Origin of the sequence: Sandarakinorhabdus cyanobacteriorum, from assembly GCF_002251755.1 — a bacterium.
Classification (GTDB): Bacteria; Pseudomonadota; Alphaproteobacteria; order Sphingomonadales; family Sphingomonadaceae; genus Sandarakinorhabdus; species Sandarakinorhabdus cyanobacteriorum.
Genome location: NZ_NOXT01000125.1, coordinates 35,090 through 48,648 on the forward strand (window position 1 = coordinate 35,090; position 13,559 = coordinate 48,648).

At 66.7% G+C, this 13,559-nt stretch carries 19 protein-coding genes; 14 read left to right on the forward strand and 5 right to left on the reverse strand.

The window, feature by feature from the left end:
• The first annotated feature begins 28 nt into the window (after nt 1–28).
• The 7 genes from CHU93_RS15745 (at nt 29) to CHU93_RS15775 (ending at nt 4,461) form a co-directional block, all read left to right on the forward strand.
• A complete protein-coding gene (locus CHU93_RS15745) occupies nt 29–451 on the forward strand; it encodes a hypothetical protein (protein WP_165768778.1) in 423 nt (140 codons plus the stop codon).
• Nucleotides 451–855, forward strand: coding sequence for a phage holin family protein (locus CHU93_RS15750; RefSeq protein ID WP_094475102.1), 405 nt, complete (start codon nt 451–453; stop codon nt 853–855). The genes CHU93_RS15745 and CHU93_RS15750 overlap by 1 nt, the downstream gene beginning before the upstream one ends.
• Nucleotides 845–1,333, forward strand: a complete 489-nt coding sequence (locus CHU93_RS15755; RefSeq protein ID WP_094475103.1) for a DUF3618 domain-containing protein — start codon at nt 845–847, stop codon at nt 1,331–1,333. The genes CHU93_RS15750 and CHU93_RS15755 overlap by 11 nt, the downstream gene beginning before the upstream one ends.
• 36 nt (nt 1,334–1,369) lie before the next feature.
• Nucleotides 1,370–2,011, forward strand: coding sequence for an MlaC/ttg2D family ABC transporter substrate-binding protein (locus tag CHU93_RS15760; RefSeq protein ID WP_094475104.1), 642 nt, complete (start codon nt 1,370–1,372; stop codon nt 2,009–2,011).
• Entirely contained in the window at nt 2,008–2,580 is a 573-nt protein-coding gene (locus CHU93_RS15765) for a gamma carbonic anhydrase family protein (RefSeq protein ID WP_094475105.1), read from the forward strand. The genes CHU93_RS15760 and CHU93_RS15765 overlap by 4 nt, the downstream gene beginning before the upstream one ends.
• A gap of 26 nt (nt 2,581–2,606) precedes the next feature.
• Nucleotides 2,607–2,819, forward strand: coding sequence for a DUF4170 domain-containing protein (locus CHU93_RS15770; protein ID WP_086116357.1), 213 nt, complete (start codon nt 2,607–2,609; stop codon nt 2,817–2,819).
• 76 nt (nt 2,820–2,895) lie between these two features.
• Nucleotides 2,896–4,461: an AMP-binding protein gene (locus tag CHU93_RS15775; protein WP_094475106.1), complete on the forward strand. Its 1,566-nt coding sequence runs from the start codon at nt 2,896–2,898 to the stop codon at nt 4,459–4,461.
• Nucleotides 4,462–4,636: 175 nt separating this feature from the next.
• On the opposite strand, the gene rpmE is transcribed toward CHU93_RS15775, so the two are convergent.
• Nucleotides 4,637–4,867: a 50S ribosomal protein L31 gene (gene rpmE / locus CHU93_RS15780; protein WP_086116359.1), complete on the reverse strand. Its 231-nt coding sequence runs from the start codon at nt 4,865–4,867 to the stop codon at nt 4,637–4,639.
• Nucleotides 4,868–5,114: 247 nt separating this feature from the next.
• Between rpmE and CHU93_RS15785 the strand changes: the two genes are divergently transcribed.
• The 5 genes from CHU93_RS15785 (at nt 5,115) to CHU93_RS15805 (ending at nt 10,315) form a co-directional block, all read left to right on the forward strand.
• The gene (locus CHU93_RS15785) at nt 5,115–6,635 is read left to right on the forward strand and encodes a carboxyl transferase domain-containing protein (RefSeq protein WP_243375738.1); all 1,521 of its coding nucleotides are present in this window, start codon (nt 5,115–5,117) and stop codon (nt 6,633–6,635) included.
• 8 nt (nt 6,636–6,643) lie between these two features.
• Entirely contained in the window at nt 6,644–7,423 is a 780-nt protein-coding gene (locus CHU93_RS15790) for an enoyl-CoA hydratase-related protein (RefSeq protein ID WP_094475107.1), read from the forward strand.
• Entirely contained in the window at nt 7,408–7,869 is a 462-nt protein-coding gene (locus CHU93_RS15795) for a nuclear transport factor 2 family protein (RefSeq protein ID WP_094475108.1), read from the forward strand. The genes CHU93_RS15790 and CHU93_RS15795 overlap by 16 nt, the downstream gene beginning before the upstream one ends.
• Nucleotides 7,870–7,943: 74 nt before the next feature.
• Nucleotides 7,944–9,902 carry an ATP-binding protein gene (locus tag CHU93_RS15800; RefSeq protein WP_094475109.1) on the forward strand — a complete coding sequence of 653 codons (1,959 nt, stop codon included), beginning with the start codon at nt 7,944–7,946 and terminating at the stop codon, nt 9,900–9,902.
• Complete coding sequence (locus tag CHU93_RS15805) at nt 9,899–10,315, forward strand: hypothetical protein (protein WP_094475110.1); 417 nt, start codon at nt 9,899–9,901, stop codon at nt 10,313–10,315. The genes CHU93_RS15800 and CHU93_RS15805 overlap by 4 nt, the downstream gene beginning before the upstream one ends.
• A gap of 189 nt (nt 10,316–10,504) precedes the next feature.
• Here the strand turns inward: CHU93_RS15805 and CHU93_RS15810 are convergent, their stop codons facing one another.
• The 4 genes from CHU93_RS15810 to CHU93_RS15825 are packed head-to-tail and all read right to left on the reverse strand — an operon-like array spanning nt 10,505 to nt 11,725.
• The gene (locus CHU93_RS15810; protein WP_094475111.1) at nt 10,505–10,747 is read right to left on the reverse strand and encodes a hypothetical protein; all 243 of its coding nucleotides are present in this window, start codon (nt 10,745–10,747) and stop codon (nt 10,505–10,507) included.
• On the reverse strand, nt 10,731–10,967 hold the full coding sequence (locus CHU93_RS15815; RefSeq protein WP_165768779.1) for a hypothetical protein: 237 nt from the start codon (nt 10,965–10,967) through the stop codon (nt 10,731–10,733). Before CHU93_RS15815 ends, CHU93_RS15810 begins: the two co-directional genes overlap by 17 nt.
• A gap of 21 nt (nt 10,968–10,988) precedes the next feature.
• On the reverse strand, nt 10,989–11,453 hold the full coding sequence (locus CHU93_RS15820; protein ID WP_094475113.1) for a hypothetical protein: 465 nt from the start codon (nt 11,451–11,453) through the stop codon (nt 10,989–10,991).
• Nucleotides 11,453–11,725 carry a helix-turn-helix transcriptional regulator gene (locus CHU93_RS15825; RefSeq protein WP_165768783.1) on the reverse strand — a complete coding sequence of 91 codons (273 nt, stop codon included), beginning with the start codon at nt 11,723–11,725 and terminating at the stop codon, nt 11,453–11,455. Before CHU93_RS15825 ends, CHU93_RS15820 begins: the two co-directional genes overlap by 1 nt.
• A gap of 127 nt (nt 11,726–11,852) precedes the next feature.
• Here CHU93_RS15825 and CHU93_RS15830 point away from each other — a divergent pair, with 127 nt between their 5' ends.
• Nucleotides 11,853–13,016, forward strand: a complete 1,164-nt coding sequence (locus tag CHU93_RS15830; RefSeq protein WP_094475114.1) for an isovaleryl-CoA dehydrogenase — start codon at nt 11,853–11,855, stop codon at nt 13,014–13,016.
• Nucleotides 13,013–13,528: a molybdenum cofactor guanylyltransferase gene (locus CHU93_RS15835; protein WP_094475115.1), complete on the forward strand. Its 516-nt coding sequence runs from the start codon at nt 13,013–13,015 to the stop codon at nt 13,526–13,528. The genes CHU93_RS15830 and CHU93_RS15835 overlap by 4 nt, the downstream gene beginning before the upstream one ends.
• Nucleotides 13,529–13,559 lie beyond the last annotated feature (31 nt).

Genomic DNA, 13,559 nt, shown 5'->3' on the forward strand with positions numbered 1-13,559 from the left:
CACATGTGTGAGGCAAATGACCATGGCCATGCAGCCAATTGACCCCAGAGCCGCGCCCATCCCCATCGACGCCGGGGATTATGACGGCGATGAAGGCATTGCGACGCCGGCCGCTGGCGGCTTTGACAGCCTGATCGATTTTGCCCGCAAGCGGCTGGTTGCCATGGTGGAAGATGCCCGCGACGCGCTGGTTGGCCAGGTGCGCGGCCTCAAGGATCTGGCCGATCTGTTGACCGACAATCTGCCCGAAGCCGCCCAGCCAGTGGCCGGCTTCGTGGCCCAGGCCAGCGGCAGCATCGATCAGATTGCTGATGCGCTGTCGGAAAAATCGGTGGAGGAACTGGTGGACGATGGCCGCGCCCTGGTGCAGGCCCAACCGGCTGCCGCCTTGGCGGTGGCGATTGCCGTCGGCTTCCTGGCCGGCCGCATGCTGAAGGCCGCGCGGGACTGATGGCGCGCGGCCAGCCCTCCATCGCGGCGCAGGCGCGGCACCTGGTGGCCGGGCTGCTGACGCTGGTGCAGTCGTTGCTGAAGCTGACAGCGGCCGAGCTGAAGGCCAACGCCGGGCAGCTGCGCGGGCCGCTGCTGGCCCTGTTGGCGGCGTTGGCGCTGGGGTTGACGGCGCTGGTGCTGCTGCTGGTGGCCGCCGTGCTGGGCCTTGCCACCCTGCTGCCGCCCTGGGCCGCCGCGCTGGTGGTGGCGGCGCTGGCCGGTGTTGCGGCTCTGGCGCTTGCACAGGGCGCCTTGTCGCGACTGGACGGGGTTTCGCTTGCACCGACGCGCGCGATGACCACATTGCAGGCGCAGATTGACCGCTTAGCTGCCAAACCGAAGGACAAGACCCATGCCGAGTGACGCCACCATCGAGGATCTGGCCCGCGCCGCCGATGATGCCGGTGCCGCCCTGGCCGAAGAGGTGAACGAACTGACTGACCGTCTGGCGCCGCGCCAACTGGTCGACGAGGCGCTGGAAACGGTGAAGACGCGCGGGCTGGGCCTGGCCCGTGATGCCGGCGCCACCGTGAAGGCGCACCCCTATGTCACCGCCGCTGCAGTCGCCGCCGTCGGCCTGGCGCTCTATGCCGGGAACCGCATTTCCAAGGCCGAGCTCGACATCGACCGCGATATCGAAGGCTATACCGATTATGAGGACGAGGCGCTGGTGGCGGCCTCCTCGGCAGGCGTCGATGCCCGCGAACTGGTCAAGGAAAATCCAGTGGTGGCGATCCTGGCCGGTGTCGCGGCCGGCGCGGCGCTGGCCATGCTCTTCCCCACCAGCACCGCCGAAAAGCGCAGCCTCGGCGCGCTCGCCCGCCGCATCACCAGCCGCTAAGCTGTTGTTCAGCCGCGCTCTGGCACTGCCCCGGTCATGATCAAGCCTGCATTCACTCTGGCCGCCCTGCTGCTGGCCACCGCCCTGCCCTTCACGCCAGCCACTGCCCAGGTCGGCGCGGCAACGGCCGCCAACCCCGGCGATCCGGCGGCGCGGCCGTTCATCGAAAATCTGGTGAACAGCGGCTTTGCCGTGCTGCGCGACAAGTCGCTGAGCAAGCCGGCGGCCCGGGCGAAGTTCCGTGAGCTTCTCACCCAGAATGTCGCGCTGGATGATATCGGCATGCGCCTGATCCGCCGCCAGCGCGCCACGGTGACGCCGGCCCAGCTGGAGGCCTATCGCGCTGCCTTCCCGGAATTCGTGCTCAACGCCTATGCCGACAGGCTGTATGATTATGCCGATGCCAAGGTGATGGTGCAGCGCACGGTGGGCCGCGGGCCCTACACCGAGGTTTATACCCGCGTCACCCGCCCCGGCGCCCAGCCGGTGGATACGATCTGGCAGGTGAAGAGCGACGGCGGCAAGCGACAGGTCAACAACCTGATCGTTGCGGGCGTCAACCTCGCGCTGACCCAGGAAGCCGATTTCACCGCCTATGTTGGCAAGAATGGCTTTGACGCGCTGGTGACGTTCATGAAGAGTGCCAACGCGAAATCACTGGCTGTGCAGAAACAATGATCGATATCCACCCCACCGCCTTCGTCCATCCTTCGGCGCAGATTTATGGCAAGGTGACAGTGGGTCCGCGTGCCAGCATCTGGTGCAACGCGGTGATCCGGGCCGAGACCGCCCATGTCGACATCCACGCAGGCGCCAATATCCAGGATTTCGTGATGATCCACACCGATCCAGGCAAACCGGTGATCGTCGGCGCCTATACCAGCGTCACCCATCATGTGACGCTGCACGGCTGCCAGGTGGGGGATCATTGCCTGATCGGCATCAATGCCACCGTGTATAACGGGGCCAGGGTGGGCGCTGGCTCCATCGTTGGCCAGCACGCCTATTGCAAGGACCGGTTCGAAGCGCCCGACAACAGCATCATCGTCGGCAGCCCGGCCAAGGTGATCGCCACCCGCGACAATCGCCTGCCCAACCGCATCAACGCCGAATTCTACATGCGCAACGCCGAATGCTACGCGCAAGGCAACCACCGCGCCTGGGATGGCCCCGAATTCGAAGCCTGGTTTGCCGCGACCATGCAACGCCTGCAGGCCGAGTATGCGCAAAGCGCCACTGGCGCTTGAGCCCAACTGCGGCTAGACGCCGCGCCATGAGCAAGCTGCATCTCGTTTTCGGTGGCCGTGTGGCCGATCCCCAGGGGCTGGAGTTCACCAACCCCGATGATCTTCATGTTGTTGGCATCTTTCCCGATTATGCCAAGGCCGAAGCCGCCTGGCGCGCCAATGCGCAACGCACGGTGGATGATGCGACGATGAAATATGTCGTCGTGCATCTGCACAAGCTGCTGCAGCCCGAAGGCTGAACCGGCCAACCCCCAACAAGTGCAGGCTTTCCAACCCCCGCTCCGGCCATAAAGTGGCGGCCGGGGAGATTGAGACATGCCGCACGACCTGAGCTTTGGCGCCATCATCGAAACGGTGGTGGCGATGGTTGATCCGGCCCAGCCGGCGCTGATCCACGGGCAGACCCGCCGCAGCTGGGGCGAGCTCGCCACCCGCTCGGCCAGTCTGGCCGCCGCCATGCTGGCCGGTGGCGCGGTCGCCGGCGATCGCTGCGCCATCTTGATGCGCAACAGCGCCGAATATGCGGAAAGCCTGGTCGCCTGCCTGCGCGCCCGGCTCGTCCACGTGAATGTCAATTATCGCTACACCGGCGAGGAGCTGTTCTACATCCTCGACAACAGCGATGCCGCCGTGTGCTTCTATGATGCGGAGTTTGCAGCTCTGGTCGCCAGCATCCGCCACCGCCTGCCCACCAAAGTGTGGATCCAGCTGGGCGGCGAGACGCCGGATTTCGCCCATGATTTCGAGACCACCGCCAGCGCCGGCCACGCCCTGCCCGCCCAGGATCATCGCGGCGATGACATGCTGTTCATCTACACCGGCGGCACCACCGGCCTGCCCAAGGGGGTGATGTGGGATCAGGCGGCGCTGTGGGGCCTGATGAACCCTGGCATTGACCTGGCAGTCACGCATGACGTGGCTGCGCTGATCAACGATCTGAAAACCGGCACCGGCCGCCGCCGCGCGCTGATCCTGCCGCCGCTGATGCACGGCACCGGCCTGATCATCGCGCTGGGCACGCTGTGCCGCGGCGGCACGCTCGTCACCCTGGCCGGCGCCAATTTCGATCCCGGGGAGGCCACCACCACCTGCGCACGCGAAGCGTGCGATTATGTCGTCATCGTCGGCGATGCCTTTGCCCGGCCGATCCTGAAGGCGCTGGATGCCGGCATCGGCAGCATCAGGACGGTGGAGATCATGATCTCGTCCGGCACCATGTGGAGCCCCGAGGTGAAGGCCGGCCTGCTCAGCCACGCCCCCAATCTGATGATCGTTGACAGCCTGGGCTCCTCCGAAGGCCTGGGGCTGGGCGCGGCGGCGCAGACGAAGGACAATGCCGGCGCCCCGACCAAGTTCATGGCCGATGGCAACACGCTGATCATCGGGGATGACATGAAGCCCGTGCCCGCCGGCACCATGGGCCGCATCGCGCGCGGCGGCCTGATCCCGCGCGGGTATTGGAAGGATCCGGTGAAAACCGCCGCCACCTTCCCCGAAATCGACGGCAAACGCTATTCCATCCCCGGCGATTTCGCCATCATCGAAGCCGATGGCAGCTTCACCCTGCTCGGTCGCGGCAGCCAATGCATCAACAGCGGCGGCGAGAAGATCTTCCCCGAAGAGGTGGAAGAGGCGCTGAAAACCCATCCCGCCATCGACGACGCGCTGGTGTTCGGCCTGCCCGATGAGAAATGGGGCCAGGCGGTGACCGCGGTGGTGGAGGCCCATGCCCCCGTGGACGCCGAAACGTTGCGCACCCATGTCCGCCAGCAGCTTGCCGCCTACAAGGCGCCGAAGACGGTGCACATCGTCAAGAAAGTGCCACGCGCGCCCAACGGCAAGGCGGATTATGCGGCAGCGAAAGCGATGGTGACGGGATAATCCTTCCCAAACAAGTTTGGGGAGGTGGCAGCCGAAGGCTGACGGAGGGGCGCTTGCCCCACCAGCCCCTCCGCCCCGCCTTGCTAGGCACCTCCCCAAACAAGTTTGGGGAGGACCCAACGGAAAAGGGCGGCCCACAAGGACCGCCCTCACCGCTTCAGCCTGACAGCCAGGCTTATTTCTTGCCCAGACCAAAGCTGGCGAAACGCTTGTTGAAGCGCGCCACCTGGCCGCCGGCATCCATCAGGCGGCCGGTGCCGCCGGTCCACGCCGGGTGGCTGGTCGGATCGATTTCCAGGTTCATCACGTCGCCATCCTTGCCCCAGGTCGAACGGGTCTGATAGGTGGTGCCGTCCGTCATCTTGACGGTGATGGTGTGATAATCGGGATGAACGCCGGACTTCATGATGGGCTTCCTTCATTGCGGACCGGTTCCGACCGGCCCTTGGAAAACTGAACGCGCCGCATAGCGGCTTGTCCCCAGCTTTGCAACTGTTCCACGCACCTGCGCCAGGTTCGCTTTGCGGTGGCTGCGCCAGGTTCGCTTTGGGGTGGCTGCGCCACTTGGCGACTGGCGCGGGGCCGCCTATACCGCAACAATGCCCGCCATTGGTAAACCCCTGCCCCCCTCCGCCAAGTCCACCGCCAGCGCCATGGCGGATCTGCTCAGCGACCTGCGCGAAAAGGCCGCCCGCATCGCGCTGGGCGGGCCGCAGGCGGCGCGGGAAAAACATGTGGCACGCGGCAAGCTGCTGCCGCGCCAGCGGGTGGAGGCGCTGCTCGACCCCCACACTGCGTTCCTCGAGATCGGCCAGTTCGCCGCCCATGATGTCTATGGCGAGGATGTGCCCGCCGCCGGCCTGATCGCCGGGGTGGGCCAGGTCGAAGGCCGGCTGTGCGTGATCGTCGCCAATGATGCCACGGTGAAGGGCGGCAGCTATTATCCGCTCACCGTGAAAAAACATCTGCGCGCCCAGGAAATCGCCGCGCAAAACGGCCTGCCCTGCCTCTATCTGGTCGATTCTGGCGGCGCCAATCTGCCCCGGCAGGATGAGGTGTTCCCCGATCGCGACCATTTCGGCCGCATCTTCTTCAACCAGGCCACCATGAGCGCGGCCGGCATCCCGCAGGTGGCGGTGGTGATGGGCAGCTGCACCGCCGGCGGCGCCTATGTGCCGGCGATGGCGGATGAATCGATCATCGTGAAGAACCAGGGCACCATCTTCTTAGGCGGGCCGCCCCTGGTGAAGGCCGCCACCGGCGAGGAGGTGACCGCCGAGGAGCTGGGCGGCGGCGATGTGCACACGCGGCTTTCGGGCGTGGCCGATCATCTCGCCGAAAATGACCAGGATGCCATTGCGATTGCCCGGCGCATCATCGCCACCGTGCCGGCCGCGCCCGCCGTGGTGCGCGGCCCCAGCCGGCCGCCGCTGTTCGACGCCGCCGAGCTGAACGCGCTCGCCCCCATCGACACGCGGGTGCCGGTGGACGTGCGCGAGATCATCGCCCGGCTGGTCGACGGATCGGAACTGCACGAATTCAAGCCGCGCTATGGCGAGACGCTGGTCACCGGCTTTGCCGATATCGAGGGCTATCCCGTCGGCATCATCGCCAACAACGGCATCCTGTTCAGCGAAAGCGCCCAGAAGGGCGCGCATTTCATCGAACTGGCCTGCCAGCGCCGCACGCCCCTCTTGTTCCTGCAGAATATCAGCGGCTTCATGGTTGGCCGCCGCTTTGAGAATGAAGGCATCGCCAAGCATGGCGCCAAGCTGGTGACGGCGGTTGCCTGTGCCGCCGTGCCCAAGATCACCGTGGTGACCGGCGGCAGCTTTGGCGCCGGCAATTATGGCATGTGCGGCCGGGCCTATTCCCCACGCTTCCTGTGGATGTGGCCCAATGCGCGGATCAGCGTGATGGGCGGCGAACAGGCGGCGAGCGTGCTGGCCACGGTGAAGGGCGGCGGCTTCAAGTCGGCCGCGGAGGAAGAGGCGTTCAAGGCGCCAATCCGCGCCCAATATGAGCGCCAGGGACATCCCTATTACGCCAGCGCCCGGCTGTGGGACGATGGCATCATCGCGCCGGAAGACACGCGCGCCGTGGTGGCGCTGTCCCTCGCGGCGTCGCTGCAGCAGCCGGTGCCGGAAACCCGCTTCGGCACCTTCCGGATGTGAGGCGGCCCATGCTTGACGAAAGCCTTGACGATTATGGCACCGCCCGCCTCACCCTCAACCGGCCGGAGCGGCATAACGCCTTCAACGCCGATCTGATCGCCGCGCTCACGGAAGGCTTCACCCGGCTGGGCCAGGCGAATGAGGTGCGCGCCATCGTACTGAGCGGCGCCGGCAAGAGCTTCTCCGCCGGCGCCGATCTCGACTGGATGCGCGCGGCGGCCGGCTGGAGCGCTGCCGAGAATGAAGCCGACGCCACGCGGCTTTCGGACATGCTGGCCGCCATCAATGATTGCCCGAAGCCGGTGATCGTTGTCGCCCACGGCCATGTCACGGGCGGCGGCGTTGGGCTGGTTGCCTGTGCCGACATGGCGGTGGCGGTGGATGGCACCCAGTTCCGCCTGTCTGAAGTGCGGCTGGGCCTCACCCCGGCCACCATCTCGCCCTTCGTGATGGCGAAGATCGGCGCGCGCGCCCGGCGCTGGTTCCTCACCGCCGAGGCCTTTGATGCCGCAACCGCGCAATCACTTGGTTTGGTGGACGAAGTCGCCATCGATGCCGATGCCGCCGAGGCCGTGGTGGCGCACTGGCTCACCCACATCGGTCAGGCCGCCCCCGGGGCGGTTGCTGATGCCAAGCGGCTGGCGCTGGACTTTGCCGGCCAGGCCATCAGCGACGAACTGCGCGCCGACACCGCCCGCCGCATCGCCGCCCGCCGCACTGTCGCTGAAGGCCGCGAGGGCATCAACGCCTTCTTGAGCAAGGGAAAACCATCATGGGTGATCGAATGATGCGCGCCGGCCTGATCGCACTGCTGCTGGCAGCCCCCGCCGCCGCCAATCCCAAGGCCGAGGTGATGGCCGCCACCAACGCCTTCATGGCCGCGCTCAACAAGGGCGATGCCAATGCGGCCGAGGCGATGACGCATCCGCAGCTTGTCATCCAGATCCTGCGCTTCCCGCCCGAAGGCGGCTCGAAATACAGCGTGCTCACCCGCCAGGCCCTGTTCGACAATTTCCGCAACGCCCCGCCGCGCGTGTTTGACGAGCGGATCGTGAAGTCGAAAATCCTCGTCACCCGCGATTATGCCCATGTCTGGGCACCCTACACGCTGGATATCGATGGCAAGCGCATCCATTGCGGGGTGGACAGTTTTGGCTGGAGCAAGATCGACGGCAAATGGCTGCTGACGACCTTCGGCTGGACCGCCGATCCCAAGGGCTGCCCGCCGAAATAACCCCTCACCCTCCCACCGCTGTGCGGCGGGGCCCACCCTCTCCCCGAACGGGAGAGGGGCTGAAGAGTGAAACGATGCACAAGATCCTGATCGCCAATCGCGGCGAAATTGCCTGCCGCATCATCCGCACCGCCCACCGCTTGGGGCTCGCCACCGTGGCCGTGCACAGCGCCGCCGATGCCGATGCGCCCTTCGTGCGCGAGGCCGGCCAGGCCGTGCCACTGGCCGGCGACCGGCCCTATCTCGACATTGATGCCATCATCGCGGCGGCCAGGCGCACCGGCGCCGATGCCATCCACCCCGGCTATGGCTTCCTCAGCGAGAATGCCGAATTTGCCAAGGCATTGAAAAAGGCCGGCCTCATCTTCATCGGCCCGCCGGAAAGCGCCATGCGGGTGATGGCCCTGAAAGACACCGCCAAGGCCGCCATGAAGAAGGCCGGCGTGCCGATCACGCCAGGCTATCAGGGCACAGACCAGAGCCTGGTGCGGCTGCAGAAGGCGGCTGAGGGTGTGGGCTTCCCGCTGCTGATCAAGGCGGTGGCCGGCGGCGGCGGCAAGGGCATGCGCGCCGTCCATGCGCCGGAAGAATTCCAGGATGCGCTGATGGCTGCCCAGCGCGAGGGCGAAACCGCCTTTGGCAATCCGGCGGTGATGCTGGAAAAGCTGATCCAGCGCCCGCGCCATGTCGAGGTGCAGCTGTTTGCCGATGCCCATGGCAATGCCGTCCACCTGTTTGAACGCGACTGCTCGCTGCAGCGCCGCCACCAGAAGGTGATCGAGGAAGCCCCCGCCCCCGGCCTGTCAGACCGGTTGCGCCACACGCTGGGCATCGCCGCCGTGACCGCCGCCCATGCCATCGGCTATCAGGGTGCAGGCACGGTGGAATTCATCCTCGATCTCGACACGCTGGACGAAGCCGGCGATCCCGCCTTCTACTTCATGGAGATGAACACCCGCCTGCAGGTGGAGCATCCCGTCACCGAATGCATCACCGGCGAGGACCTGGTGGAATGGCAGATCCGCGTCGCGCGCGGCGAACCGCTGCCCAAGCGCCAGGACGAGCTGAGCGTGACCGGCTGGGCGATGGAGGCCCGGCTTTATGCCGAGGATCCGGATGGCGGCTTCCTGCCATCGACCGGCACCATCCACCGCCTGGCCTTTGGCGCCGGGGCCGGCGTCCGCATCGATACCGGCGTGGAACAGGGCAGCCGCATCGGCCTTGATTATGATCCGATGATCGCCAAGGTGATCGCCCATGGCGCCAGCCGCGGCGAGGCCATCGACCGGCTGGTCGGCGCGCTGGATGCGACCATCGTTGATGGCCTGAAATCCAATCGCGCCTTCCTCGCCCGGCTGGCCGACCATCCGGCCTTCCGCGCCGGCGAGGTGGATACCGGCTTCATCGCCCGCCACATGGCCAGCCTGTCGCCGCCCGCCGCCTGCCCGGCCCCGGCGCTGCTGGCCGCCGCGCTCGGCCTGGGCCTGCCCAGCGGCGCGGCGCCCGCCAGCCTGTTTGCTGCCCTGCCGATCCGCCTCAACCTGGCGCGGGAACAGACGGTGATGCTGTCGTGGCAAGGCGACGCCCACGCGGTCAGCCTGCGCAGCGTCGGCCAGGATCGCTGGCGCATCGGCGGCCTTCCCGGCGTTGGCGAAGTCAGCGCCCGCCGCACCGGGCCCAATGGCCTGATGATCGACATGGGCGGCACGTTGCTGCCCGCGACGATGGTCCCCCAGGCCGGCAGCGTGGAGGTGCGGTTGGCGGGCCAGAGCTGGAGCATCGCGACCATGCCGCCGAAAAAGGCCGAAGCCGGCGCCGGCCACGCCCAGTTGATGGCGCCAATGCCCGGCCGTGTGCTCAGCGTTGACGTGACGCCGGGCCAGGCCGTGGCCGAAGGTGACCGGCTGCTGGTGCTGGAAGCGATGAAGATGGAGCATCGGCTGACGGCACGCACCGCCGGCACCATCAAGGCCGTGCACGTCGCCACCGGCGATCAGGTCGCCGATGGCATGATGCTGGTGGAGTTTGCGTGACGCCTGACCGGCGCGGGCTGCTGACGGCGCTGGCGCTCGGCCTTGCCGCCCCGGCCATCGCCGTGCCGGCCGGCGTGGCGGTGGAGGAATGGACCTTCCTCAAGGCCAGCACCGCCGATCCGGCCCCGCTGCTGCGCTTTCTGGAGGCGAATTGGCTGGTGATGGACCGGCTGGCGGTGGCGCAGGGCCTGTTTGCCCATGCCCGGTTGTACCGCGCCGATCCGGCCGATGGCGCCAGCTGGGATGTGGTGATGATTGTCGGCTATCGCACGCCGGCCGGTTATGAGGGCGTGCGCGCCGCATTCGAGGCCATCCGCGCCGCCCACCGCCCGGTGCAACCCGATGGCCAGCCGCTCGCCGCCCTTGGCCGCATTGTCGAAAGCCGGCGCGTGCAGCTGGTGGCCAGCGCCTGACACGGGTTGGCCCGAACCGGCGGGGCTCATGCCGGTCCGGGCCCTTCCGGCCAGGAAGCTCAGGGTTTGATCAGGCGCGGTGCCACGCCCAGCACCGCCAGCGCAAAGATCAGCATGGGGTTTCCGGTGTCTGGCTTGGCGACGCGGCCACCCCCAGCACCAGCATGGCCACCATCAGCATTATCTGGCTCATGCCTCATCCTCCGCATCGGCAGGCTGTTCGCGCCAGGCCAGGATGATGCCGGGCAGCGCCATCGCACTGATCGCGAACCCCGAGAGCAGATCGAGCGCCTGCCCCTGCCCCGGCATCCAGCCATCGACGAACTTTGCAATGATCGACCAGATGAGGAAGCCGAACAGGCCGGTCACCATGATCTGGTGGGTCGCCACATAGGCCTTGTCGCGCAACTGGCGTTCACGCTCGTCCAGCATGGCCGCTGGATTGGGTCAACTGCCCGCGCCCATCGATGAACAGCGCAACGGCACTGAACAGCCCGATCAGCCGCACGAACACGAACCCGATCGGGGTGGTGCCTTCGGCATCGGCGGTGATGGCACCGCCCAGATAGCCGATGCCGATGCCGCCCAGGACGGCGACCGACAACAGGCGCGCGGTGCGCAGACTCAGTTTCAGCGGGGCCTTGGGGGCCATGGTCATCGTCCTTCCCATCGCTCAATCCTCTTCATCAACGGGCGTGTTCCAGGCCAGAATCGCTGACGGCAAGATCAACTGCAGCCACAGCATGTTGATCAGCAACAGCACCACTAGCATCGTGCCGGGTTCGGGCAGGCCAAGGCTGTTGCCGCGCGTGGCCAGGCCATACCAAAGCGTGAAGGCCATCAGCAGCAGGCCCATGATGCGATAACTGAGCGACAGGGCTCTGGCCGTTTCGATGGCCTCGCGCTCATCAAGTGCGCCCTTGGCTTCCCGCCGCCAGCCGGGCGTGCCGATCATCACGGCAAGCCCCAACGCCATGGCAACGAGAAAGATCACTGCAAATGCCACTTCAGCCATCGGTGACAGCGGCCAGGGGCGGATGATCAGGCCGATCTGCGCAACCGGAAACAGCAGGGCGAGCGCGATGCTGAACCAGCGCGCCTTGCGCGTGGACAGTCGCGGCACTTGGGTTGTGGCCATCAGCGGCCTCCTTCCATGATACGCGGCGCGGCCAGGCTGGCCGCCAGCGGGGCAAAGGGTTCCAGGCTGAACAACATTTCCACCGGCACGCCGAACACGCGCGCCAGTTTCAGCCCCAGTTCCAGGCTGGGGCCATATTGGCCACGCTCCAGGAAACCGATGGTCTGCGGGTTCACGCCCACTTGGCTTGCCAGATCCTCGCGGCTCAGCCCGGCTTCGGCCCGGAACAGGGCGAGGCGGTTGTGCAGGCTCGAGGCGTCGTTGTTCGTCATCACGAATCGTTATGTATACGCAACGATTCATGCTGTCAACGCGCAGTTCCGGATTTTGGCAATACCCCCTTCCCGCTCCTGCCCACCCGGCCTAGAACGGCAGCAAATCAGACAAGGAATCCTTGGGATGCTCACCCAGCTTCGCTTCGACCACGGCGACACCATCGAAATGCTGCGCGACACGGTGCGCGCCTTTGCCGCCGCCGAAATCGCCCCGCGCGCGGCCGAAATCGATGCCAGCAACATGTTCCCGCGCGATCTGTGGCCCAAGCTGGGCGAACTGGGCCTGCACGGCATCACCGTGCCGGAAGCCGATGGCGGCGCCGGGCTGGGCTATCTCGCCCATGTGGTGGTGGTGGAGGAATTGTCGCGCGCCTCGGCCAGTGTCGGCTTGTCATACGGCGCCCACACCAATTTGTGCATCAACCAGATCGCCCGCTGGGGCACGGCCGAACAGAAGGCGCGTTATCTGCCCGGCCTGATCAGCGGCGAACATGTCGGCAGCCTTGCCATGTCCGAACCCGGCGCCGGCAGCGACGTCATTGGCATGAAGCTGCGCGCCGACCAGCAGGGCAATAGCGACTATGTGCTCAACGGCAACAAGATGTGGATCACCAACGGCCCGCACGCCAAAACCCTGGTGGTCTATGCCAAGACCGATCCGGCCGCCGGCCCGCGCGGCGTCACCGCCTTCCTGATCGAAAAGGGCATGAAGGGCTTTTCCACCGCGCAAAAGCTCGACAAGCTGGGCATGCGCGGGTCTGACACCTGCGAGCTGGTGTTCGAGGATTGCGCCGTGCCGGCCGAGAATGTGCTGGGCGGGGTGGGCAATGGCGCCCGCGTGCTGATGAGCGGCCTTGATTATGAACGGGTGGTGCTGAGCGGCGGCCCCCTCGGCATCATGCAGGCCTGCATGGATGTGGTGGTGCCTTATGTGCACGAGCGCCAGCAGTTCGGCCAGCCGATCGGCCAGTTCCAGCTGATGCAGGGCAAGCTGGCCGACATGTATGTCGCCCTCTCCACCGCACGCGCCTACAGCTATGCCGTCGCCCAGGCCTGCGACCGCGGCGAGACCACGCGCAAGGATTCAGCCGGCTGCATCCTCTATTCGGCCGAAAAGGCGACCTGGATGGCGCTGGAGGCGATCCAGTGCCTCGGCGGCAACGGCTATATCAACGAATATCCCACCGGCCGCCTGCTGCGCGATGCCAAGCTCTATGAAATCGGCGCCGGCACCAGCGAAATCCGCCGCTACCTGATCGGGCGGGAGCTATTCGAAGAGACGAAGTGAGCCGGCTCGGCGTTGTCCTCGCCGGCGGGCAGTCGCGCCGCTTTGGCAGCGACAAGGCGCTGGCAATGCTCGATGGCCGGCCGCTGATCGCCCATGCGCTGGCGGCGCTGGCCGGCTGCGATGCGCTGGCCGTGGCGGGGCGGGATTGGCCCGGCCTGCCATCCCTGCCCGACCGACCGGGGCCTGATCTGGGCCCGCTGGCCGGCCTCAACGCCGCCCTGCACCATGCTGCCCTTCTTGGTTTCAGTGCGGTCGCCAGCCTGCCGGTCGATTGCCCCGGCCTGCCGGCGGACTGGCTTGACCGGCTGGGCCAGGCCCCGGCTCACGCGCAGGGCCAGCCGCTGATCGGCCTGTGGCCGGTCACGCTGGCTGCCGATCTTGACCAGTTTCTCGCCACCGGCGGCCGCCGCGTGCAGCAATGGGTGGCCACAACCGGCGCCAGCGCCGTCGATCTCGGCCCGCTCCCCAACATCAACACGCAAGCCGATCTGTCGCAGCATTTCATGGGATGACATTCGCCCCAAGCCGGTTATCCTGCCTGTG

What these genes read in the sequence shown, in the direction of transcription:
- CHU93_RS15745 (WP_165768778.1), top strand. Translation starts at nt 29, where the DNA reads ATGCAGCCAATTGACCCCAGAGCCGCGCCCATCCCCATCGACGCCGGG.
- CHU93_RS15750 (WP_094475102.1), top strand. Translation starts at nt 451, where the DNA reads ATGGCGCGCGGCCAGCCCTCCATCGCGGCGCAGGCGCGGCACCTGGTG.
- CHU93_RS15755 (WP_094475103.1), top strand. Translation starts at nt 845, where the DNA reads ATGCCGAGTGACGCCACCATCGAGGATCTGGCCCGCGCCGCCGATGAT.
- CHU93_RS15760 (WP_094475104.1), top strand. Translation starts at nt 1,370, where the DNA reads ATGATCAAGCCTGCATTCACTCTGGCCGCCCTGCTGCTGGCCACCGCC.
- CHU93_RS15765 (WP_094475105.1), top strand. Translation starts at nt 2,008, where the DNA reads ATGATCGATATCCACCCCACCGCCTTCGTCCATCCTTCGGCGCAGATT.
- CHU93_RS15770 (WP_086116357.1), top strand. Translation starts at nt 2,607, where the DNA reads ATGAGCAAGCTGCATCTCGTTTTCGGTGGCCGTGTGGCCGATCCCCAG.
- CHU93_RS15775 (WP_094475106.1), top strand. Translation starts at nt 2,896, where the DNA reads ATGCCGCACGACCTGAGCTTTGGCGCCATCATCGAAACGGTGGTGGCG.
- rpmE (WP_086116359.1), bottom strand. Translation starts at nt 4,867, where the DNA reads ATGAAGTCCGGCGTTCATCCCGATTATCACACCATCACCGTCAAGATG.
- CHU93_RS15785 (WP_243375738.1), top strand. Translation starts at nt 5,115, where the DNA reads ATGGCGGATCTGCTCAGCGACCTGCGCGAAAAGGCCGCCCGCATCGCG.
- CHU93_RS15790 (WP_094475107.1), top strand. Translation starts at nt 6,644, where the DNA reads ATGCTTGACGAAAGCCTTGACGATTATGGCACCGCCCGCCTCACCCTC.
- CHU93_RS15795 (WP_094475108.1), top strand. Translation starts at nt 7,408, where the DNA reads ATGGGTGATCGAATGATGCGCGCCGGCCTGATCGCACTGCTGCTGGCA.
- CHU93_RS15800 (WP_094475109.1), top strand. Translation starts at nt 7,944, where the DNA reads ATGCACAAGATCCTGATCGCCAATCGCGGCGAAATTGCCTGCCGCATC.
- CHU93_RS15810 (WP_094475111.1), bottom strand. Translation starts at nt 10,747, where the DNA reads ATGCTGGACGAGCGTGAACGCCAGTTGCGCGACAAGGCCTATGTGGCG.
- CHU93_RS15815 (WP_165768779.1), bottom strand. Translation starts at nt 10,967, where the DNA reads ATGGCCCCCAAGGCCCCGCTGAAACTGAGTCTGCGCACCGCGCGCCTG.
- CHU93_RS15820 (WP_094475113.1), bottom strand. Translation starts at nt 11,453, where the DNA reads ATGGCCACAACCCAAGTGCCGCGACTGTCCACGCGCAAGGCGCGCTGG.
- CHU93_RS15825 (WP_165768783.1), bottom strand. Translation starts at nt 11,725, where the DNA reads ATGACGAACAACGACGCCTCGAGCCTGCACAACCGCCTCGCCCTGTTC.
- CHU93_RS15830 (WP_094475114.1), top strand. Translation starts at nt 11,853, where the DNA reads ATGCTCACCCAGCTTCGCTTCGACCACGGCGACACCATCGAAATGCTG.